The organism is Sphingobacteriaceae bacterium GW460-11-11-14-LB5 (assembly GCA_002151545.1).
Classification (GTDB): domain Bacteria; phylum Bacteroidota; class Bacteroidia; order Sphingobacteriales; family Sphingobacteriaceae; genus Pedobacter.
The window spans coordinates 5070816-5093396 of the sequence record CP021237.1 but is presented as its reverse complement, the minus strand read 5'-3'; the positions used below and the strand labels follow the sequence as shown (position 1 = coordinate 5093396).

General features: G+C 45.8%; 17 protein-coding genes. 16 read left to right on the top strand and 1 reads right to left on the bottom strand.

Annotation, left to right across the window (positions count from 1 at the left end; all coding sequences use genetic code 11):
- Positions 1-4: 4 nt before the first annotated feature.
- From CA265_20580 to CA265_20540, 9 genes are all read left to right on the top strand, one after another.
- Positions 5-2962, top strand: a complete 2958-nt coding sequence (locus CA265_20580; protein ID ARS41919.1) for a hypothetical protein — start codon at positions 5-7, stop codon at positions 2960-2962.
- A 210-nt stretch (positions 2963-3172) separates the two neighbouring features.
- Positions 3173-4231, top strand: coding sequence for a 1,4-beta-xylanase (locus tag CA265_20575; protein ARS43076.1), 1059 nt, complete (start codon positions 3173-3175; stop codon positions 4229-4231).
- Positions 4228-4437 (top strand): hypothetical protein, encoded by a 210-nt coding sequence (locus tag CA265_20570; GenBank protein ARS41918.1) that lies wholly within the window; start codon positions 4228-4230, stop codon positions 4435-4437. The genes CA265_20575 and CA265_20570 overlap by 4 nt, the downstream gene beginning before the upstream one ends.
- 26 nt (positions 4438-4463) lie before the next feature.
- Positions 4464-5540, top strand: a complete 1077-nt coding sequence (locus tag CA265_20565; protein ARS43075.1) for a metallophosphoesterase — start codon at positions 4464-4466, stop codon at positions 5538-5540.
- 207 nt (positions 5541-5747) lie between these two features.
- Positions 5748-6836, top strand: coding sequence for a hypothetical protein (locus CA265_20560; protein ID ARS41917.1), 1089 nt, complete (start codon positions 5748-5750; stop codon positions 6834-6836).
- Positions 6837-6883: 47 nt separating this feature from the next.
- Positions 6884-7975 carry a galactose-1-epimerase gene (locus tag CA265_20555; GenBank protein ARS41916.1) on the top strand — a complete coding sequence of 364 codons (1092 nt, stop codon included), beginning with the start codon at positions 6884-6886 and terminating at the stop codon, positions 7973-7975.
- A gap of 138 nt (positions 7976-8113) precedes the next feature.
- Complete coding sequence (locus CA265_20550) at positions 8114-8743, top strand: hypothetical protein (protein ID ARS41915.1); 630 nt, start codon at positions 8114-8116, stop codon at positions 8741-8743.
- Positions 8744-8943: 200 nt separating this feature from the next.
- The gene (locus CA265_20545) at positions 8944-10206 is read left to right on the top strand and encodes a 2-amino-3-ketobutyrate CoA ligase (GenBank protein ID ARS41914.1); all 1263 of its coding nucleotides are present in this window, start codon (positions 8944-8946) and stop codon (positions 10204-10206) included.
- 22 nt (positions 10207-10228) lie between these two features.
- Positions 10229-10864: a hypothetical protein gene (locus tag CA265_20540; protein ID ARS41913.1), complete on the top strand. Its 636-nt coding sequence runs from the start codon at positions 10229-10231 to the stop codon at positions 10862-10864.
- A 102-nt stretch (positions 10865-10966) separates the two neighbouring features.
- On the opposite strand, the gene CA265_20535 is transcribed toward CA265_20540, so the two are convergent.
- The gene (locus CA265_20535) at positions 10967-11401 is read right to left on the bottom strand and encodes a hypothetical protein (GenBank protein ID ARS41912.1); all 435 of its coding nucleotides are present in this window, start codon (positions 11399-11401) and stop codon (positions 10967-10969) included.
- Positions 11402-11616: 215 nt separating this feature from the next.
- Here CA265_20535 and CA265_20530 point away from each other — a divergent pair, with 215 nt between their 5' ends.
- The 7 genes from CA265_20530 (at position 11617) to CA265_20500 (ending at position 22569) form a co-directional block, all read left to right on the top strand.
- The gene (locus CA265_20530; protein ID ARS41911.1) at positions 11617-11814 is read left to right on the top strand and encodes a hypothetical protein; all 198 of its coding nucleotides are present in this window, start codon (positions 11617-11619) and stop codon (positions 11812-11814) included.
- A 27-nt stretch (positions 11815-11841) separates the two neighbouring features.
- Positions 11842-12090 carry a hypothetical protein gene (locus CA265_20525; protein ARS41910.1) on the top strand — a complete coding sequence of 83 codons (249 nt, stop codon included), beginning with the start codon at positions 11842-11844 and terminating at the stop codon, positions 12088-12090.
- A 4-nt stretch (positions 12091-12094) separates the two neighbouring features.
- Entirely contained in the window at positions 12095-12916 is an 822-nt protein-coding gene (locus CA265_20520; protein ID ARS41909.1) for a hypothetical protein, read from the top strand.
- 203 nt (positions 12917-13119) lie between these two features.
- Entirely contained in the window at positions 13120-16917 is a 3798-nt protein-coding gene (locus CA265_20515) for a hypothetical protein (protein ARS41908.1), read from the top strand.
- Between the two features lie 157 nt (positions 16918-17074).
- The gene (locus CA265_20510) at positions 17075-17812 is read left to right on the top strand and encodes an Error-prone repair protein ImuA (protein ARS41907.1); all 738 of its coding nucleotides are present in this window, start codon (positions 17075-17077) and stop codon (positions 17810-17812) included.
- Positions 17813-17817: 5 nt separating this feature from the next.
- A complete protein-coding gene (locus tag CA265_20505; GenBank protein ARS41906.1) occupies positions 17818-19326 on the top strand; it encodes a nucleotidyltransferase in 1509 nt (502 codons plus the stop codon).
- A 12-nt stretch (positions 19327-19338) separates the two neighbouring features.
- The gene (locus CA265_20500; GenBank protein ARS41905.1) at positions 19339-22569 is read left to right on the top strand and encodes an error-prone DNA polymerase; all 3231 of its coding nucleotides are present in this window, start codon (positions 19339-19341) and stop codon (positions 22567-22569) included.
- Positions 22570-22581 lie beyond the last annotated feature (12 nt).

The window sequence follows — 22581 nt, the reverse complement described above, 5'->3', positions numbered from 1 at the left end:
ATATATGATAATCAGAAATTTAAATTTTTTTGTATGGCTAGTTGTTGGCACTTTAACAACAAGGGCGCAACAGTTGCCTATAAAGCCTACGCGGAACATTGAGTTCGTTGTTACCGAAGGTAGTTGTATGAATGTGAATCCCTCCCCAGATGGAAAGATGCTGGCTTTCGACCTGCTTGGGGATATTTATCTGCTTCCTATCTCAGGAGGAACAGCGATACAGCTCACAAAGGGCGTTGCGCTTCATCTCAATCCGGTATGGTCGCCCGACAGTAAATTCATTGCCTATCAGTGTGATAGCACCGGTACAATGAAAACTCATATTCGCAATATTGAAAATGGAAATATTGAAATCAAGGAAATGGTTTATAAGGACCCATTTCGGCGACTCTCAACTTTGCTCACCAATGTGAAGTTACCAGGTGGGGTGCCAAAAGACGCTAACTGCATTTCCAGTGATGGAAAATGGGTTGCTTGGCAACAGGCAAAACAGAGAAAGGAAAAGGGTATTGGTAAAAAACAGGGAAGAACGAGCCTTTATCTCATGAATACCCAAAGAGGAAAAGAAAAAGTGCTTGTTCAATTTCTTTCAGTACAAGATACGAGTAAGGATTATCGGCAAAATTTTGCGTTTTCAGCCGACAACTCTTCCATCTTCATCGGCTATGGAGGAAAGATACATAAAGTAGAACTTACAGGTGAAGATAAAGTTGTTCCTTTTGAAGCAAGGGTTAGTGTTTCTTGTGGTCCCTTGGCATACCATACATTCAAATTGAAACAGAACGACTTCAACACAAAATATATCCGAAATGCTAGCATTAGTCCCAACGGGAAAAAATTGGTGTTTTCGGCTATGAACAAGATTTACACAATGGAAATACCAAAGGGGACGCCAAAAATTCTAGCCACACAAAATATCAACCAATATCAACCTGTATGGTCGCCAGATGGAAACTGGATTGTATACGTAACCTGGGACGACAAAGATGGAGGATCGCTTTGGTTGACAAATGCAAGGAATGGACAGCAAAAAAAACTGGCAGATATTTCAGGCCAGTATCAAAACCCCTGTTTTTCTCAGGATGGAAAATATATTGCTGTGATCAAGGGTGAGCCTGTTTTGGGTGATCGCGATGATGCCGGCAAAGGAAGCTTATTGCTAATTTCACTGATAGATGGGAAACAAAGAATACTAGACACGGATGTTCAGCTATGGAACAAGCTTTCGTTTTCAAGGAATGGAAAAGCTATTTATTACGTACCTTATATCCCCGGTTCAAAACCTCAGACGCAAGTACTGATAAGCAAATCGCTTGTGTCAGATTCTATTGAAGTGTTGATAACGGATAAGCAACAGAGACCCCGGCATCTTACAGGGTGTTCGCTTTCTCCCGATGGGAACTACTTAATCTATTCACAAGGAGATGATGTAATGCTGCTTAAGGCAAACAAAACTACCACAAAAACCGAGTTATTTGATAATGGCTTGCCAAAAGCAGCGATACGGTTCGCTGCAGGCGTAGACCCGATTTGGAGCAGTGATGGTAAAATGATTTGTTGGGTATTTGCAAATCAATTCCATAGTGCAAGTCTTGCTGAAATAGCTAAGCTTATTCCAGCTAAGGGAATTGTTACTTCAATCGTTAAACCAGAAAAATCACTTGCCGTAAACCTTACTGTGCCTTCAATGATTGGAACGGGCACAATAGCACTGACAAATGCAAAAATCATTACCATGGGTGCTTGGGAGGTTATTGAAAATGGCACATTGGTGATCAAGGATGGAAAGATTCTGACGATTGGAAAACGAGGTAAACCCAATATACCAAAAAACGCTAAAGTTATAGACTTGGCTGGCAAAACCATAATGCCTGGTTTGATCGATCTCCACTGCCATATAGGTGTCCCATCCAATGTGTTCCCCCAACAGAGCTGGATGATGTTGGCGAACTTAGCGTATGGTGTCACAACTGCCCGCGATCCATCCCAAAATTATGACAGCTTTGGCTATGCAGAGTTGTTGAGATCCGGTCACATGCTTGGACCAAGGCTCATCACAGTCGGCCGCGCTGTGCGTATGGCAGAGGGTTCTTATGATGGAACTGTTTCAATGGACAGCCAGTCAGATGTGCAGCATACGATTAACAAAAGAAAACAAATGGGTGGAATATCGATTAAGCAATATGGTTTAAAAACTCGTTTGCAAAGACAATGGACATTACTTGCATCAGATAAAGCAGGTCTAAATATGACCAATGAAGGAGATCGCGATTTAATCGGCCAAATAGCGATGATCAAGGATGGTAGTCCGGGGATAGAACATAACCCGGAATGGGGGGACGTTTATGACGACGTCATCCAGTTTTATGCAAAATCAGAGACCTATTTGACGCCTGCGTTACAAGTGGGATACGGTATCGAACCGGCAAAAGAATTTTTTAAATACAAATATTGGCATGAAGAAGATGTAAAGCTTGAACGTTTCACCTATAGTGACCCTACTCAAACGATTGCTCGTCCAACAACTAACGGTGCAGAGACATTAGAAACGATACGGATGTCGATCCCGAAAGATTCAATTCAGCCAGGTTTTCTATCGACAGCGAAGATCGACTATGGGATATTTAAAAGTGGTGGGAAGATAGGAGTTGGTAGTCATGGAAATAATGAGGGGATTGGGATGCATAATGAGATTTGGGCATTGCAGATGGGTGGAATGAGCAACACGGAAGTGTTGCAGGCAGCTACCATTGTCGGCGCCCAGGCGCTCGGACTTCAGGCAGATTTGGGCAGTTTAGAGCCGGGCAAAATAGCTGACCTATTGATACTTGAAAAAAATCCTTTGGAGGATATACATAACACGAGGGAGATCAGATATGTGATGAAAGACGGAGTGCTCTACGATGGTAACACCTTAGAGACCTTATGGCCCAAAAGACGACCTGCCCCCAAATGGAGATAAGGAGTTACTTTACCCGATTATAAGATTTTAAGGTTAGGACGTCAACCTAAATTGAGAATGTATAATATGCAAATAAGCGGAAGTTTTTTTAGATAGGTTTAGTGACAGCGATTGGAGATTTGGACCTAGAAAATACATTTAGAAGTGTTATGTGTGGCCAAAGGAAAAATGGTTGGGTTCACGCTAACAGAATACATAAATTTTGATCAAATGAAGAAATATATTACAATAATTATCTGCCTGATGCTGCTGGAACAATTGGCACTTGCGCAGCGGTATGAATTAGCACAAGCAAAAAAATGGTATAGCAGACAGGGCTGGTTAGTTGGTGCGAACTACTGCCCTGCGTATGCCATCAACCAGTTAGAGTTCTGGCAGGAGGCCACTTTCGATTTGAAAGCCATTGATCACGAGCTGGCCCTTGCGCAGGCAATTGGTATGAATTCGATGAGGGTATATTTGCACCATCTGGCCTGGCAAGTAGATCCAAATGGCTTTAAGAACCGAATGTCACAATTCTTAGCGGCAGCTAGTAAACATAAGATTAAGATCATATTCGTTTTCTTTGACGACTGCTGGAATGATACATACAAAATAGGCGAGCAGCCAAGCCCCAAGCCTGGAATCCATAACAGCGGATGGCTTAAAGATCCTGGGAACATCGTGCAGAAAGGTGGGCCATTGCTCGATACGCTTAAAGCCTATCTGACCGATATCCTTACAACTTTTAGAACAGACAGGCGAGTGCTGATGTGGGATATCTACAATGAACCTGGTCAGTTCGATCAACATGACAAGAGTCGTCCCTTAATGATAGAGGCTTTCGGCTGGGCAAGGAAAGCTGACCCTTCCCAGCCACTGACCTCTGGTATCTACGATGATGGTGAAAGGGAAATAACTAAATTTCAGATCGAGAATTCGGATGTGATTACCTACCATAGTTACGATAAGCCCGAAATCCACCAGAGAAGAATTGATTCTCTGAACCGAGTGTCCGGAGGCAGGCCTTTGATATGTACAGAGTACATGGCTCGAAAGCGGGGGTCCACATTTGAGGCCATACTCCCAATGCTCAAAAAGCAGAATATTGGTGCAATCAACTGGGGACTGGTCGATGGAAAGACACAGACCAAATATGCCTGGGACGAAAAAGATTGGGGCGAGAAGGAACCTGCATTATGGTTCCATGATATTTTCAGAAAGGACGGAACGCCCTATGATCCAAAAGAAACGGAATTGATCAGGTCATTAACTAAAAAGAAAAAATGATGGCGCTGGAAGAGCTGGGCATACCAAATGAGACAGTTGATGCTTTTATCATGGTGGTTTCCGAGGAAGCATTTGTATTGGAAGAGGTGGCGGTAGAGCTCAAGATATCCGTTTCGGAGGCAAGGTTTATCCTGCGCTACCTTATAGATAGCGATATAATGCAGTTCAAGCAGATCTGGGTTCCGGTAAAAAAATTAAGTGAATGATTAGAGGAGAATTTAAAAATATGATGATGAAAAAAATTATAGGCAGTTTTCTGTTGGCGCTTTTAGCCCTTAATGGATTTGCGCAAGGGATCAATGATGGCCCATATGCAAAGTATGCGGGCGACAGTACAAAGGTGATGTCGGTAGTAAGTGGAAAAGCGGTTATTCAAAGTTTTGCGAGCGATAAAAAGACACAAAGGGAAATCGAGGTAAATTTTGATGGACACAGCGACTGGGATTTTAAGGTGCCATTGCGCCTAGAGCTTAAGGTCGAGGCTTCCGAGTATGTACAGCCAGAAAAACTTTTCATAGTATCAGATATCGAAGGGGAGTTCGAGGGATTTAGGAGGCTACTAATCGCAAACAAGGTCATCAATGAAAAATACCAGTGGACATTCGGCAGGGGACACCTTGTTATATGCGGCGACCTTTTCGACCGCGGCCTTTCGGTTCCCGAGAGTATATGGCTGATCTATAAACTTGAAGATTTAGCCAGAGCCGCCGGAGGATATGTGCATACGATACTTGGAAACCATGATATCATGAACCTTTCCGGCGACCTGCGTTATGTACAGCAAAAATATATAGAGTCGGCGAAAATCTTAGGGGTTGATTACCTGTCGCTTTACGGTACGGACGCTGAGCTTGGTAGATGGCTTCGCACAAAGAATACGATTGAAAAAATTGGTGATAATCTATGTATGCACGCGGGGGTATCTCCCATTATCAACTCTCTTGGACTTTCGGTCGCGGACATCAACAGGCTTTGCAGGCCATATTATGATAAGGTGAAGGTACTTAAGGGAGTAGGCGATGCTAAGATCGATCCATTTTTTAAGGGCGAGAGTTCGCTGTTCTGGTACCGAGGATATTTCTTTGACCCAAAGGCAACCGAGGCTGAAGTGTCCGAAACCCTCCGAGTGTTCGGGGTACAGCGCATTGTAGCAGGACACACAATAGTTCCAGAAAACATTGCATTTTATTATGAAGGAAAGGTACTTGGTATAGATGTCAATCGCCATGCAGGCGACCATCAGGCAGCGCTTTTCGAGGGCGGAAAATGGTATAAGGTGAATGATAAGGGAGAGAGCAAAGAGCTTTAAATGGAATAGTTTAGGTTAAATAGTTAATAGATGGTCCCGGGCGGACGTTGTCCGCCCGATTGGGCTTGATATGCTGTTCTTACAAATGATCATAGAGTTTAACAAACAATAAGTGGCCGACTAGTACTTGTTTTAGGTTAGTATATAGTTGGTTAGTTAATGATAGTAGAGCGGCTTGGTTGGATGGCCAGCCGCTTACTTTAATAATTGAAAACAAAATATGGTAATAGCAAAAAACATATTAATAGTGGACTGGATTTTTGGCTAATGAAGAATTCGAGTTCAAATAACCTAGCGTCAAATGCCTCAAGAGTGATAAGTCTTCCGGCACAGCTTGCGTTGCGGCTACGTCTTCAGATAGAACGTGGGGAGTATGGCTTTGGAGATAAGTTATTGTCGGTAAACAAAGCAGCTATAACATTCAAAGTGGCAAGGGACACCGTTGAAAAGGCATATGCTCTACTACGAAGGGAGGGACTTATCAGTTCGATTCCCGGCAAAGGAGTATTTGTGGAGCGTGTCCCGGATACAAGGCTTCGGGTGCTTTTGCTTTTCAATAAACTTAGTGCCTATAAACAGATGGTGTATGATGGGATAGTAACTGGCCTTGGATCTGGTGCATCGGTAGATCTGTGCATACATCATTACGATCCCGCAATATTTTCTGAGCTCCTAGACAGGCACCTTGGGGGATACCACTATTACGTGTTGATGCCTCACTTCTTTGAGGGAACGCCCGAATCGATGGTCTTGGAATTACTCGAACGCATCCCATCTGAACAGCTGTTGTTGCTGGATAAAATGGTGCAGGGCGCGAACTACCTTGGTGCGGTGTTTCAGGATTTTTTCTGCGACATCTGCGAGGGGCTTTGCGCGATGCGCGAGATGCTGCGCATCTACAATGCTCTTGAGTTAGTGTTCCCTTCAGGAAGCCATCACCCCAAAGAGATCATTGATGGTGTACGTTATTATTGCGAGCTTGACTCAAAAGCCTTCAACGTTTCTTTTTCGGGATTGGGGAAAGCTATTTCGCTTACTTCGGGCAGTGTATATATTGTGCTTCGCGAACAGGATCTGGCCGAGGTGCTATTACTGGCAAAAAATACTGGGCTGATTTTAGGAAGGGACATTGGAGTAATATCCTTTAATGATACTGCATTGAAGCAGGTGCTGGATATTACCGTTGTAAGTACGGATTTTTCCCAGATGGGAAATTTTATAGCCGATATGATCCAGAGGAAAATGTTCAGTTCTAAGAGAAACCCGATGCAGGTGCTGCTCCGTGGCTCGGTGTGAAAATAGCCTTCACAAATAAATAATTGAAATTTTAGAAATATCTACCTATGAAAATCTTAAACATCAATTTAAACTTAAAGGCGGTGGCCATCTCCGCCATCGGCCTATTGGCAGTTGCAAGTTTCGGCTGCAAAAGTACGGCGGAATATAAAGTGTTTACCATTAATGGCGCCAGTGGCTCGTCTGCAAAATTCTGCGAAAATGGGGCAAGGCTAATGGAGCTGAAAGTGCCCGACAAAAACGGAAAGCTTGTCGATGTGGTAGTCGGATTCGATGACCCAAAAGATTATGACGCTTCCACAGAACCCTATTTTGGAGCAACCATCGGACGCTATGGCAACAGGATCGCAAAGGGTAAATTCTCCATAGACGGCAAGCCATACCAGATTACCATTAATAATGGAGTAAATGCTTTGCACGGCGGAAAAGATGGTTTCCAGTATCAAAAGTGGTCGCTGGAGAAAGCAAGTGATTCTGTATTGGTATGCAGCTTAAAGGCCCCTGATGGAGAGAATGGTTTTCCTGGAGAATTAATTGCAAAAGTTACCTATACGCTAACGGGAGATAATAGGCTGCTTATAGACTATGAAGCCACAACGGATAAGCCTACGGTCGTCAATCTTACCAACCACGCCTTTTTTAATCTCAATGGAACGGGCAGTATTTTGGGCCATGTGCTCATGATCAACGCCAATGCATTCCTGCCAGTGGATAGCACGCTAATCCCAACCGGGGAAATCCGGGATGTAGAGGAAACGGTCTTTGATTTTAGGGGCGCTACGACCATTGGAAGCAGAATTGGTAACAGCGACGAGCAGCTCAGGTTCGGCAAGGGCTATGACCATAACTATGTGCTCAACAAAAGTAAAATCATTCCCAGCGCAATGGTCAAGGGAGAAAAGTCCGGCATTGTGATGAAAGTGTTTACCGACCAGCCCGGACTTCAGTTCTACTCTGGAAATTTTATGGAGGGAAAGAACAGGCTGCGAACAGGGCCTGATAGTCTGCGAACCGCATTCTGCCTGGAAACCCAACATTATCCCGACAGCCCTAACCGCCCAAAGTTTCCGAGCACCTTGCTTAGGCCCGGAGAAATCTATCGAACAAAAACCATTTATGCTTTTTCAACAGAAAATTAATACTCAAGATCAGTTAATAGTGAACAGGCAGGTCTTCCCGGAGGGAAGCCTGTCTTTTTTGTTTCACTAAAAGCTGTAAAACAAAGTGACCAATAAAAAGAAGAATTAATTATCCAATCACCCTATTCAATACATAATATGAACACCAATAAATTACGGCTACCCAGAACGGCATTCCATAACCTGATGGCTTTTCTGGATAGTTTCAAGCGGATAGATGACCATACCTTTAGGAATTCCCTTGATTCGGAGATGGAATATGAGGAATATGCCGAGCCTACGCTTTTACAGGCCGAGCGCAAGGTTGCAAATAAAGCATTCTTCATCCATAAGGGCATGGCGTATGCATTCTATACCGATCCAGCTGGCGCGAGGGTTCCGTTTCGTATTTTTCAGAAAGGCGAGATCGCGCTACTAGCCGATAGCTTCTTTAACAAACGAAGATCTAAAACAGGGCTTATGGCATGCGCAGATACTACGCTGCTTTCAATCGATACGATTTCGCTCAGGCAGATATTTGCCAGAAATCCAGGAGCCAGTTTGCTAGCGGCAAATATACTTTCGAGCATTATGGATAAAGATCGGTTGAGGGATATTCTTTTGGGGCTTAAGGGCATCGATAGGATCAGGGAATTCTATGCCCAGTTTCCGATGCTCGAGAGGGAAAATAACCTGCAGTTTTTGGATAAGCAGATCGCTGCCTATCTCCACATGAATTCGGTTACCTTCTCGCGGCTGAAACATGAGCTCCTTGAAAGCCTGGTTTAGAACAAAATCTCGCTTAACATTTGTTAAGTGCCAATGGTGAGAGTTATAAAATCTAATTCAATGGGTCTTGAAATAACAGGCTTTACAAGTATAAAAATGCACATTTTTTCTCGTAAAAAACTTTTTTTCAAATACTCCGCTAATTCAAAATGGCATTTGAGTTGGCTTGATACTTTTACTTCCATAAAGCAAAAAACATTATGGATATAAATTTTGAAAAAGCAAGTTTTAAGGACTTCGAAAACATCGAGGGAATGGATGCCTACCAGCGTGCGAGATACTTTGCAGAGTACCTGGAGTATCTCAAAAGCAGGGGTCATTTGAATTACCGTATGGAGACAATGAGCGGCTGCGGCCCTGAGGTAGAATTGGATATTGCGGGCTATGGCGGAAAGAAAAAATACGTCAGCCTGGTGTCCAATGATTACCTCGGATTTACCCAGCATGATCTGGTCAAAAAAGCGGCAATCGACGGCATCAAAAAGTTCGGGACGGGCGCTGGTGCCTCCCCTGCCATTGGCGGCCATTTTTCTTTTCACGAGATGCTAGAGCAAAAAATCGCAGCATTCTTTGGAAGGGAGGCGGCCATTACCTACACAACAGGGTACACGGCAAATAGCGCGAGCCTACTTTGCCTGCTTAAGAAAGAGGATATGGCAATCCTTGATATGGCCGTCCACGCCAGCGTTTATGAAGGCTGCATGAATACCAATATCAAGATGTTCCTGCACAATAACATGGATGCCTTGGAGCGGGCGTTGCGGGAAAGTAGGGATACCCATAGAACAAGGATCGTGGTGGTAGATGGGGTGTATTCGCAGGATGGCGACCTTGCCCCGCTTGATAAAATCTTGGAGCTTACCCATTTCTACGGCGCATATCTTATGGTAGATGATGCGCACGGCATAGGAGTGCTGGGACGAACCGGACGAGGGCTGATCCAGGATTATGATCTGCTGGATAAGGTGGATATCATCTCGGGGACATTTAGTAAAACGTTCGGGCATGTGGGCGGATATGTGGTGGCAAGTGCAGAGCTTATCCAGTTTCTGAAATACCAGTCGCGCCAGCACCTGTTCTCGGTTACCGCATCCCCTGCTTCAATGGCCATACTTAAGGCAATTGATCTTATCGATGAAGAGCCCGAGTGGCAGGATATGCTATGGGAAAATATCACCTATTTTCAGGATGGGCTAAAGGGATTGGGCCTGGATATCGGCACAACGGCATCTGGCATTGTGCCGGTCAAGATCAGGGACATTCCTAAAACTTTAGAGGTAGGCAGATTGCTGCTTAGAGCAGGTGTTTATGCAAATCCTATCATGTACCCTGCGGTAGCAAAAAAGGATTCCAGGATCAGGATGAGTTTAATGGCTACCCATACCAGGCCCCAGCTGGATAAGGTGCTCAATGCGTTCAGCGACATTGCAAAGAAGCTTCAACTGGGAAGTCAATACCAATAACTTATAGACCCTGCGCTCATCGATGAAAAACAGAAAGAATAAATTCAGGAAAAGGAATTCCGAAGAAACAAGGGCTGCGATTCTCGGCGCGGTCGGAGATATCTTAAGAAAAGAGGGCCATCATGGGCTTTCGGTCACCAAAGTGGCGATCAAGGCCGATGTCGATCCAAAGAATATCTATGTTTATTTCGGGGATTTTGATAACCTGCTAAAAGAATATATACACTCAACGGATTTCTGGGTGCCGGTGTTTACCGGCCTAGAGGAAGGCGAGCTGCCGGAGCTGTCCAAGCTAAAGGATTTTATCACCAACATCTACCAGAGCCAGTTTGATTATTTCAGTAGTAATGTGGAAATGCAGAAGTTCATTCTCTGGCAGATCTCGGCGGCAAATGCCACGATGAGGGATGTTTCCGAGCAGCGCGAAAGGAAGGCATCTATCCTTTTGGAGCTTGCCGATAAATCTGCAAACAACGGTGATATTTCCCTGCGCGCATGTTTTGCCATCATCCTTGGCGGGATTTATTATAACGTATGGCATGCCGAAACAAATAAAAGCAGTGTATGCGGAATTGATATCAATATCCCAGAAGAGAGGGAAATCTTCCGCGACACCTTAAAGAAACTCCTGCGGCTGATCTGGGAGGCAGCAGGATAGCCATTGGTTGCCCAGAATATTGGTTTTTTTATTTTAGCGAAGCGGCCCATGGATGTGGGCCGTTTTCTTTTTGTGGATTAGCGATCAGAAATATTTTGGTAATCACCCGATGATTGCCAGCCTGAACTTCCTGGAAAGGAAAGTCCCAAGAATATTGTCTGAATAGACCATGATTTCTATTTCCTCAGGAGACTGTTTTGTTATTTTTTCCTTTAAGGTATAGTGTGCTTCTAGTTTGGGAACTGATGTTGACCCAGTGCCATAGTAGAGCTTCAGGTTCAGCTTGTTCCTTTCCAAAAACTCAAGGGTTGCATTAAAGTAGGTGTCCGGTGGAAGTTCACTAAGAAAAGCATGGGCATTTTTGCCGTGTTCCTGCCTCAACATGGGAACCCTCACCTGCAATGCGCGGATCCCTGGCTTATATTTGGCCGAAAACGCACCTGCGAATAGCTTATCGATGACGCTTTGTTCCCCCTGGCCTTCATAGGCTTTCACTATTTTTAGCATATTGGTCAGCTTTGGATCGGTAGGTTTCATGTTGCGCAACAGTTAACTTTCCTACAAGGTAACAAGCAGATGCAACTATTGCAAACGGTCCGGAAGAATCAAATGCGCTTAACGGACTATTCTATCTGCATTATAATAGCCTTGGCGTAATTTTTTTCTTTAGTCATAATGTGCCCGCTTGCTCAGCTGCATGTCAGCCCGAAACAAATCTATTTTGCGAGTGTTATGGTAAAAAAGGAGGAATTATGCCATGGTATAACGGAGACTACCCGCCATCATATAAAAACCAGCCCAAATATCTAAGGGACAAGGCTACAGAAATTGCAAATGGGGTTTTGGAGGAATCTGGTGATGAGGGCATTGCAATCGCAACGGGACTTAAAAAAGCTAGGGAATATTTCGAGGAACATCCAGAAGAACGCGAAGAGGAGAGCGAAGATTAATTTGGATTATTTCGCTAACTTTAGGTAATGAGAGAAATCGAACCGCCGTTTGATGTTGAATACCTGGGCCGGCAGCTGCGAATCGCAGAGCATGAGCTGGGGGGAAAAAGGGTGTTCCATGTGGATTTTGGCAAAGGCGCAAGGCCACTGGTAATCTCAATTGGCGTTGGCGTTTCGGGAGATAAGTTTTGGACCTCTATCCCCCAGGGCCGTCAGAAAGAGGCTACCGATATAGGAAAATTAATAGCGGAGCACATCCGCGCTAAAAGGAAATAGGATTATGTGTTACTACAACGGACAGAAAGTGACTAGGGCTGAATTTATACAGCTTAAGCAGTTAGAGAAAGCGGTAAGGAATTACGATTTTTTGGATACCGGGGTTCATAATGGATTCAATTATGCGCCATGCGCAATAGTGGTAGCTACTGATGATCGCAGGGATTTCGAAATCCAGCAGGCCGAATGGGGATTTATCCCCGGCTATGCAAAAGACCGCGAAGAGGCAAAGAAATTCAGGGGAATGTACACGACGCTAAATTTCAAGGCAGAAAACCTGTTTAAGAACGAAGTGGGAAAAAAATCCATGTGGGCCGAGGCTGCACGCCAGCGCAGATGCCTGGTGCTTTCTACCGGAATCATCGAATCCATGCATGTGCCTACCTATGGCAAAAAGGGGCAGTTATTGAAGGCTACCGATAAAGTGCCATATCAAATTGGAATCGTTGGCAAGGAATATTTCTGGTTTCCTGGAGTATATAACGATTGGTTCGATAAAGAAGCTGGGCAGTGGGTACGTACCGTTGCATTTGGAACGACGGCGGCCAATGGCATCATGCAGCAGATCCATAATTCTAAAAAACGGATGCCTACCATACTTACAGATGATCTTGCCTGGGAATGGCTCATGGAAGAACCGAGCGAAGAACGTCTGACCGAAATTGCCCTTACCCAGATCCCGTCAAAATTAATGGAGGCTTGCACCATTGATAAGGATTACCGTTTTGCGGGCGAGGCCACGCCGCTTGATTATCCAGACCACCCTGCACTTGACCTTAGCTTCGTCGATCAGGAGCAGCTTGATTTTGACCATTGGAGAAGTTAACCAGCTAATATCTACTGGAAATTTTTTTACACGACCTGTCCAACTATAGACCGGTTTTTCTTTTAGAACATGAGGCCAAAAATATATGATTTCTATCCTACTGTACTGTCAATGGATATTGGTTACATAGCTTAGTTTTCGACATCCTTAAATCTGAGCAGGAATTTCGGTAATTTAGGAGCTGCCACCAACTCTGGCGCTCAATGGAAAAGGAAATTGTTAAAAGATTAGCTCCTACGAAGGATACGCTTACACTGCTTTTTAGTTTAAGCGGGAATGTGTGTGCATTCCCAGGATGTTCTAATGCACTTTTCCGTGGGGACAATATTTTCGTTGGACAGGTATGCCACATCGAGAGTGCCAAGGAAGGTGGAGAAAGGTTTAATGCCGAAAGTAGCAACGAAGATAGGCGGCAGTATAGTAACCTTATGTTGATGTGTTATGAGCACCATAAGGTTACGGATAATGTGGAGATTTATACCACAGAAAAAATGCACCTGATAAAAGCTAGTCATGAAAACAAGTTCAGGGCCGCGCCAACCTATGCTACACCTGATCAGATTGATAGGGTCGCTCAAATAGAACTTCAAAAATCACTGGCAACTATCCAGAACACCACGGAAAAAATATTGAGCGGTCAAGAAGAGCAGACCCAGCTCATCAAACAGGTCTTGGCAGCAGTTCAGAATGAAAATGCTGATAAGTTTTCAAAGACTGATTTTGATAAGCAGATCGACGCAATAAACTCCCTGCGGAAATCTTTCCAGCAGAAGGCGGGAATTAGGCTTTTTCAAAAAATGATTGATGAAGATTGGGAAAGCCTATCGCCGAGAGAACGCTATAGGGTAAAGGCCAATCTAGGCATATTTCACTTGGATCTCCTTGAGGATGAAGAGGCAGCAAAGAACTTCATCGATTCCCATGCACATCAGCCAGACGATCCAAAGGCAATTGGCTGGGCAATACTGGGCTATTCACTTATCGGAGATGGCGAGAATGCCAAGGGACTGATAAAAAAAGGGCTGGAGATCAATCCCAATGATGTTGGCATCTATGGCGCCCTTATCCGATTGAATAGAAGCCTTAGTTTAAAGGAAATCATAGAAATGGTGCCTGTCGATATACGGCAACATACGGAAGTTTCCTTTGAGATTGCCCGTGCGGCGCAGCTAAAGGGGGAATATGATATGGCCATCACCTGGGGACAGATTGCCCTTGACAATGCCTCCGATAACAAGTACGAGCTTAGGGCGGTCTTGGGCACAATTATCTTGGATAGTATCAGGAGCCCTTACCATGTCGTGACATCACAGATCAGCCATGATACAAGAAGCAAGGCTGGATATATCGTCGAGCTGTACAGTAGGGCGTGGGATGAAATCAAAAATACCGACCTGCGCGAGTCCAGGGTCTGGTTTCTGATCAATAGGTCCGTTGCTAAGACATACCTTGAGGATTTTGAGGGAAGTTATCAGGATGCCAAAGAAGCGTTGAGCTACAGAAGGGACAGCTTTTCGTTAAGACATGTAGCAATATCAGCAGCGAGGACCAAGCGCGAAAACGAAGCTATGGCCCTAATGGATGAGCTCAAGTCTCTGCTATCTGGCAGCGACCTCCACGAACTTGAACATTTTCATGGCCAATTGTACTTGCAGCTTGGCGAGGTGGAAAAAGCACTCGATATATTCGGGGAACTGCTGACCCAGGATATTTCCCAGAGTCTTCGGCTTTTCATCATCGATTACCTGTGCCAGAGAGAGATTGATCACGGAAATATCGAAGCGGCGATCAGTTATAATGATCTTGCACTTTCCATAGATCAGAACGCAATTACCGCGCAATTGCTAAAGGGAAAGATAGCCTTAAAAAAGGGACAAGATGAAGAGGCTAAGGAAATCTTCGGCCATATCCTCTCTACAATCAATCAAAACACTCCAGAGGTTGACATCTTTGATCTGTCGCTTCAGTTCGAAGAACTGAAGATGAATAAAGAGGCCATAGAGCTAATGGAAATGGTGACGGATTTGGAGAGCTACTCTTCCAACACGCAAAAGCTGCTAAAGCTCTATTTCAGATCTGGCGAGTATGGAAAACTGCTTTCCGCATGCCAGGTGCTTACCAAAAAAAATGGACCTATAGCGATGGTGACCGAGCTAAAAGCGTATGTCCAGGCAGAGATCAATGATTTTCCTGCGGCGATTGCTACCTGCCTGGAATATCTGGAGGTTTATCCTAAAGATCAGGCGATACAAGGCAGGCTGGCACTTCTTTATTACAGAAAAGAAGAATGGGATAAGGTTGGTGATATTATTGACTCTATAGACCATTTGGATAGGACATTGGCAATAGATATGCAATTTAAGCTTGCAATATCATGCCATGATTCTGGAAGGATGGAAAAATTCCACCGTTTTGCGCTGCAGGCAAGAAGGCAGTTTATAGACCGGGTATCGGCGCATGAGAACTTTATCCATCTGGGAACGGTCATCTCTCCAGAAAGGGAGCATCCTGATAATCCTCTGATAGTTGGCATTGATTGCCAGGTTACCATCAGTTCCGGAGAGCAGATGGTAACCTACCGTATCGAAGGTAGGGCTGATCTTAGCAGAAGCCATGGAGAGCTGTCCCCGGACAGTCCCGAGGCAATGGTGATGTTGGGCAAAAAGGTCGGGGATGAAATTATACTTGGACCTCAGGCAATCAGATATACAATCGTAGAAATCCAGCATATTTTTAATGCGGCCCTTCGGGAGAGCTATCAAATGATCAGCACCATCTTTGCCTCACAGACCAGCTTCCGCCAGATGGCTGTCGGTGATACCGGGGATCCGGAGAAGGATTTTAAAGCGCTTTTCGAAGCACTAGACCGGAGATCTGCCGCAGACAATAGAATGGCCGATGCCTATCGAAAGGATATGCTCCCAATTTCTGCCATTGCATCAATACGCGATGCCAATCTGATCATGGTATGGAAGAACTTTATCTCAGATGATAGGCTCGGAATATTTACCGCTTGGGACGTTGCCGATGTTACCACCTCGTTTGAAGCCCTGAAAAAACATCGATCTTTGATGATTGACGCAATAAGCCTCTGTACAATAGCCCAGATCGGGGGACTTCATGAGCTCAAACTACTGGGCCTCGAACTTTTTGTGGCCGAGTCGTCTGTGCTGCTTACACATGAAATTCTCCACGAGCTAAAGTCAGATAGCCATACCGGAAAATTTATTCTTGGAAAGGAAGGCGACAAATATGTCCGAAGTTTTGCCTCTCCGGAGTTGATACAGTCCGAAATATCGCTGTTCACCGATCTGCTATCCTGGATCCGGGAAAATTGTAAAAGCCTTCCCTGCAATGCGGCCCTTGAAATGAATGCCGAGAGAAAGAAGGTATTAAACAAGAACATTGGAGAATCGACCATTGATTCCATTCTAACTGCCAAGGAACAGGCAAGCCTTTTACTTGCAGAGGAAACGGCTATTAGGATAATGGCCAAATCTCAGGATGGAGTACATAGCACCGCCAGTTTCATTATTTGGGTTTATCTTTTTGTGAATAAAAAAATCACTAGGGAAAGATACGTCGATCTTACTATCGGACTGCTTGGGGTAAATTATAAGCATATTCCGTCGGATAAATACATGATGCTAGAAGCCGCAAGAAGAGCCGGATACCGCTATGTCCATCCCCTTCCACAGGTAACCAGGGGGCTGTTGTCCCCGATGATGAATGATAATTTTACAATCCATGTGGTATGCGACTATTTTATTTCCCTATATCGTGCGCCGATAGATTTTGTACCTGAAGCCGAGAAGGACATACTTCGTCGCGATCTGATGGTGAATACACTAAAAGTTCTTTCAGAGAAATTCCTGATCGATGAGTTTGTGGGATATATACTGGATTGCCTGTCAACCAAGGTGCATACCGACAGTAAGATTTATGCGGTAATTAAAGCTACCGTTGTAGATTTTTGCAAGAATATTTACCCAGGCGGATAATATAAATACGACATCGATTAGTCGTGTACGCATGTCGAGTTCTCCACCAAAAACACAATCTTTTCCACAATTCATTTTTTACTAACAATTTTAGCTTTATGTTTGTTGTATAATTTTATAATACTAAAAATAATAGTATAAAATTAACTCGATTATCATGGATGCAAAAAGGGAATTGTTTCAAAAATTGCAGCAGGACATCCTGTTGTGGCAGGGCTTTAAGCCCGTAGCCTCGGGCAAGGCTGAGCGCATCGGCCTTGGAGATATCGAAGATGCGTTCCCAGGTGGGGTATTCCCCAAAAAGGCAATCCATGAGTTCATTACCGTAGTTCCCGAGCATTCGGCGGCTAGCGATGGTTTTATCGCAGGTCTACTGGCCGTGCTTATGGAAAATGGTGCGGCATGCGTATGGGCTAGTACATCGCGACGATTGTTCCCGGCATCACTTGGCCTTTTTAATGTCGAGCCAGAACGCATTATTTTTATGGATGTAAAGACCGAAAAAGATGTGCTATGGATTACTGAGGAAGCGCTAAAGTGCGAGGGGCTTGCGGCCGTAGTGGCCGAGGTTAATAACCTTTCGCTTATCGAATCGCGCAGGCTACAGCTTGCCGTAGAATCAAGTGGCGTTACAGGTTTTATCCTTCGAAAAGATGAAAATAAAACCGCAAGTACAGTGGCCACGGCTAGGTGGAGGATCAGTCCTCTGCCATCTCAGACCGAGGACGGTATGCCGGGTTTGGGTTTCCCCCGCTGGCAGGTCGAGCTGCTGAAGGTGCGCAACGGTAATCCTGGAAACTTCGTGCTGGAATGGGCCGGAGAAAAATTCGAGGAAGTTAAGAAAGTCAAAAAACAGAGTGTTTGGTCTGAAATGGAGGGCAGGCAGATTGGATAGATATCATGCAAAGGCGTTTTGTTTCCATATGGTTCCGCCAGCTGCTGGCTGACTGGCAGCTTATCCGCAGGCCCGAGCTTTCCAGTGTGCCCTTTGTTTTTGCGGCGCCCGACCGTGGCCGAATGATGATCACCGCCGTGAGCGAGCTGGCACATGGATTTGGCGTGGAGGTCGGAATGCGTGCGGCAGATGCAAAGGCCATTTGCCCCGGACTTGAGGTGCTGGATGATAAACCTGAAAGGCCCAGAAAACTGCTGAAAGGACTTGGCGAGTGGTGCGTGCGTTATTCGCCAATAGTTGCCATCGATGAATTTGCGATGGATGGGCTACTGCTCGAGGCAACGGGATGTAGCCATCTTTGGGGCGGTGAACGTGGATATCTAAAGGAAATCGTTTCGAGGCTAAAAAGCAAGGGCTATACCGTTCGCATAGCAATAGCCGATACGCCCGGGACTGCCTGGGCAATATCGCATTATGGAAAAGTGACCCCATTGATTCCCGTGGGCGGACATGTGGATGCCCTGCTTAATCTTGTGCCTGACGCACTGCGACTTGAGGAATCGGTGCTGACAAAGCTTCGAAAACTTGGATTCTATCAGATTAAGAGTTTTATCGGGATGCCCAGGTCGGTTTTGCGCAGGAGGTTTGGTGAGGATTTTCTGCTGCGGTTGGGCCAGGCAATTGGCACAGAAATCGAAATGCTTGCTCCCCTCCAGGTGCCGGTGCCGTTCAGCGAAAGGCTGGCCTGTCTAGAACCCATCAAAACAAGAAACGGAATTGAAATTGCCATCAATAAATTACTGGAAAACTTGTGCAAGAGGATGCAGGCCGAGGGAAAAGGACTGCGCTTCGGTGTGCTTACTTGCTACCGGATCGACGGCAAAGTGGTACAGGTGGATATCGGTACAAGCGGAGCATCACATAGCGTTAGCCACCTATTCAAGCTTTTTCAGCTTAAGATCGATCAGATCAGGCCCGCCCTTGGCATTGAGCTGTTTGTGCTGGATGCGCCTAAAGTGGATGATGTGGAGGTTCCACAGGAAGAAATGTGGACATCAAAACCGGGCCTGGATGACCAGAGTGTTATCAAACTGCTTGACCGGGTGGCTGGAAAGGTCGGTTTTCAGGTGATACATCGCTATCTGCCTGCCAAAAGGTATTGGCCGGAAAGGGCGATACTCAAAGCGGTTTCGGTAACCGAAAAACCGAATGGGCCTTGGCGGTTGGATAAACCAAGGCCTACCGAACTGCTTAAAATCCCTGTTGCGATAGAGGTAATGGCAATCATCCCAGATCATCCCCCTAAGTTTTTTATCTATAAGGGAGTTCGCCATATCGTTGCAAAAGCCGATGGACCGGAGCGCATTGAGCGGGAATGGTGGTTAGATCAAGGCGAGCATAGGGATTATTACCAGGTAGAGGATGAGCAGGGCGGCCGGTACTGGCTGTTCCGTTCGGGCCACTATGGCGGGGAAAATAAATACAAATGGTTTATCCATGGATTTTTTGCATAAAGGAGACTAGTTATGGCGTATAGCGAATTACAGGTGACATCGAATTTTAGTTTCTTGCGGGGTGCATCGCATGCCCATGAGCTTGTGGAACAGGCGGAGGCTTTTGACTACCAAAAAATAGCGATCACAGACCGCAATACCCTGGCCGGAATTGTCCGCGCCCATGCGGCCTGCAGGGAAAAAAACGTGAAACTTATTCCTGCCTGCCGGCTGGATATGCTGGATGGACCGAGCCTGTTGGCATATCCCACTGACAAGGACGCTTACGGCAGATTATCGGCGCTGCTCACCCTTGGCAATATGCGGGCAGAAAAAGGTTCATGCCATATTTCAAGGGCGGATGTTTATGCGCATAGCAAGGGGATAATCTTTTGCCTAGTGATGCCCGGAGAGCTTAACCGCAGGTTTGAATACGAGGCAAGTTTTATCAGTGCGGTAGCGGAATACAAGCAGGCCTTGAATGGTCAATTATATCTAGCAGCTACCAGATCCTATATGGGAAATGATGATAAGCTAATCTTCCGGACGTCGCAGCTTTCGGATTTTTACGGGATTCCTGTTGTAGCAACGGGCGATATCCATTACCATAATCCTTCGCGCAGGGAACTGCAGGATGTGCTGACATGCGTACGGGAAAAATGTACCATCCAGGAAGCCGGATTTCGCTTGCACCAGAATGCCGAGCGCTATATGAAAGAGGTGGCCGAGATGGAGCGGTTGTTCAGGAAATATCCAAGTGCAATCAAAAATACGATGGTCATTGCCGAGGCCTGTAATTTTTCGTTGGATGAATTGAAGTACGTTTACCCAGAAGAAATCAATCAGAGCGGCAAAAGTCCGATGGAGGAACTGGAGTTTCTTACATGGAAAGGGGCGCATGAGTTTTACGGAGAAGAGATTCCTGAAAAGGTGGTTAAAATGATCCACCATGAGATGGAATTTGTGAGGCATATGGATTACGCCAATTATTTTCTTTTTGTAGAAGATATCGTGCGCGAGGCCAGATCCCGCGGGATCCTCTGCCAGGGTCGGGGCTCGGCGGCAAATTCGGCGATATGTTTTGTTTTAGGCATAACCTCCGTTAATCCCATGAAATTCGACCTGCTTTTTGAGCGCTTTATTTCCCCTGCCAGAAACGAGCCACCTGATATCGATGTGGATTTTGAACATGAGCGAAGGGAAGAGATCATCCAATATATTTATAACAAATACGGGCGCGACCGGGCGGCTATCGTAGCAACGGTTACCCAGCAGCACCAAAAGGGTGCAATCCGCGATGTGGGAAAAGCCATGGGGCTTTCGGTGGATACCATTAACAGGTTGTCAAGTTCGATTTGGGAGTTTACCGATGAATGGTTCGAGGGAAAAAGGGTTACTGAGCAGGGCCTAAATCCAAACGACCCGCACCTAAAAAAAACGCTAGAGCTTACTTCCCAGATGATGGGCTTTCCGCGGCAGCTCGGCCAGCATACGGGGGGATTTGTGGTAACGCAAGGCAAGCTCACCGATTTGTGCCCAATTTTAAACGCCCGGATGGAGGACCGCACGAATATCGAGTGGAATAAAGATGATATCGATGCGCTGGGATTTTTAAAGGTGGATGTACTGGCACTTGGAATGCTTACCTGCATACGCAAGGCGTTCGACCTTTGTCGCGACTATTATGGGAAGCATTTTACTTTAGCTAATATACCGCAGGACGACCCGGAGGTTTACGACATGATCTGTCTGGCGGATACGTTGGGCGTGTTCCAGATCGAGAGCCGTGCGCAGATGTCCATGCTTCCAAGGTTAAAACCCCGGGAATTTTATGATCTGGTGATCGAGGTGGCAATCGTTAGGCCTGGGCCGATACAGGGAGATATGGTGCACCCTTACTTGCGCAGGCGAAATGGCGAAGAGCCAGTAGTCTACCCTTCGCCGGAGCTTGAAGAAATATTGGGTCGGACATTGGGCGTTCCGCTGTTCCAGGAACAGGCGATGAAAATTGCTATAGTCGCAGCTGGATTTACCCCGGCTGAAGCCGATGGATTGCGAAGAAGTATGGCAACGTTTAAGTTCAAGGGATTGGTGAACCAGTATGAGCAAAAACTCATTGAGGGGATGCTGGCTAAGGGATATACCTTAGAGTTTGCAAAGCGGATATTCAAGCAGCTCGAAGGGTTTGGAAGCTATGGTTTCCCGGAATCCCATGCGGCAAGCTTTGCGCTGCTAGTATATGTGTCCTGCTGGCTTAAGCATTACTACCCCGATGTTTTTGCTGCGGCACTGCTTAACAGTATGCCGATGGGCTTTTACCAGCCCGCGCAGATTGTTATCGATGCACAGAAACATACAGTTGAGGTGCGCGAGGTCGATGTCAACCATTCGCTGTGGGATAATAAGCTCGAAGAAAAATCGGGCAAATATTTTGCGATGCGTTTGGGATTTCGGCAGATCAGTGGCATCCGGGCCGATGATGTCGATACCCTAGTGAATGGACGTGGCGAAGGATATAAAAGCATCACCGCCCTTCGAGATGTCGGGGTTTCAATAGCCGCGCTTGAGAGACTGGCCGATGCGGATGCTTTTCGATCCATGGGAATGGATCGGCGCAAGGCGCTTTGGGAGGTTTCAGCATTGCAGGATATGCCGGTGGAACTTTTCAAGGGACAGGCATCTGAAAGCGTGCTTGAAACGCAGGTTGAGCTGCCGCTTATGGGAAAGGGCGAGCACGTAGTGCAGGATTACGCAACGGTTGGGCTTTCACTCAAAGCGCATCCGGGTAGTTTCGTGCGGCCGCAATTGGATATGCTCAATATCCGCAGTTGCCATCATATCAACAATGATTCTACCAACGGGCAATTGGTCAAAGTTGCGGGATTGGTACTGGTGCGCCAGCGTCCCGGGACCGCGGGCGGCGTTTGTTTCATCACCATTGAAGACGAAACGGGATATTCTAATCTGGTAGTCTTTGAGAAATTGTTTGATACCTACCGCAAGGAAATCTTGCACGCAAGGCTGTTAATGGTCGAAGGCCGGTTGCAGCGCGAGGGAAAGGTGGTGCACGTGATCGTGAGCAAATGTTTTGATTTCACGAAGATGCTGGGCAAGTTGGTACAGCGGGAGGTGGATGAGCTGCCGGTATTGACCATGGCCCGGGGCGATGAAAAAACAGCACCTTATCCCTCGCAGAATAAACGGACGCAGGTTCGTGAGGATGTGCCGAAAGAGGCATTCCATGGTGGAAGGAATTTTAAATAAAATCCTCAAACG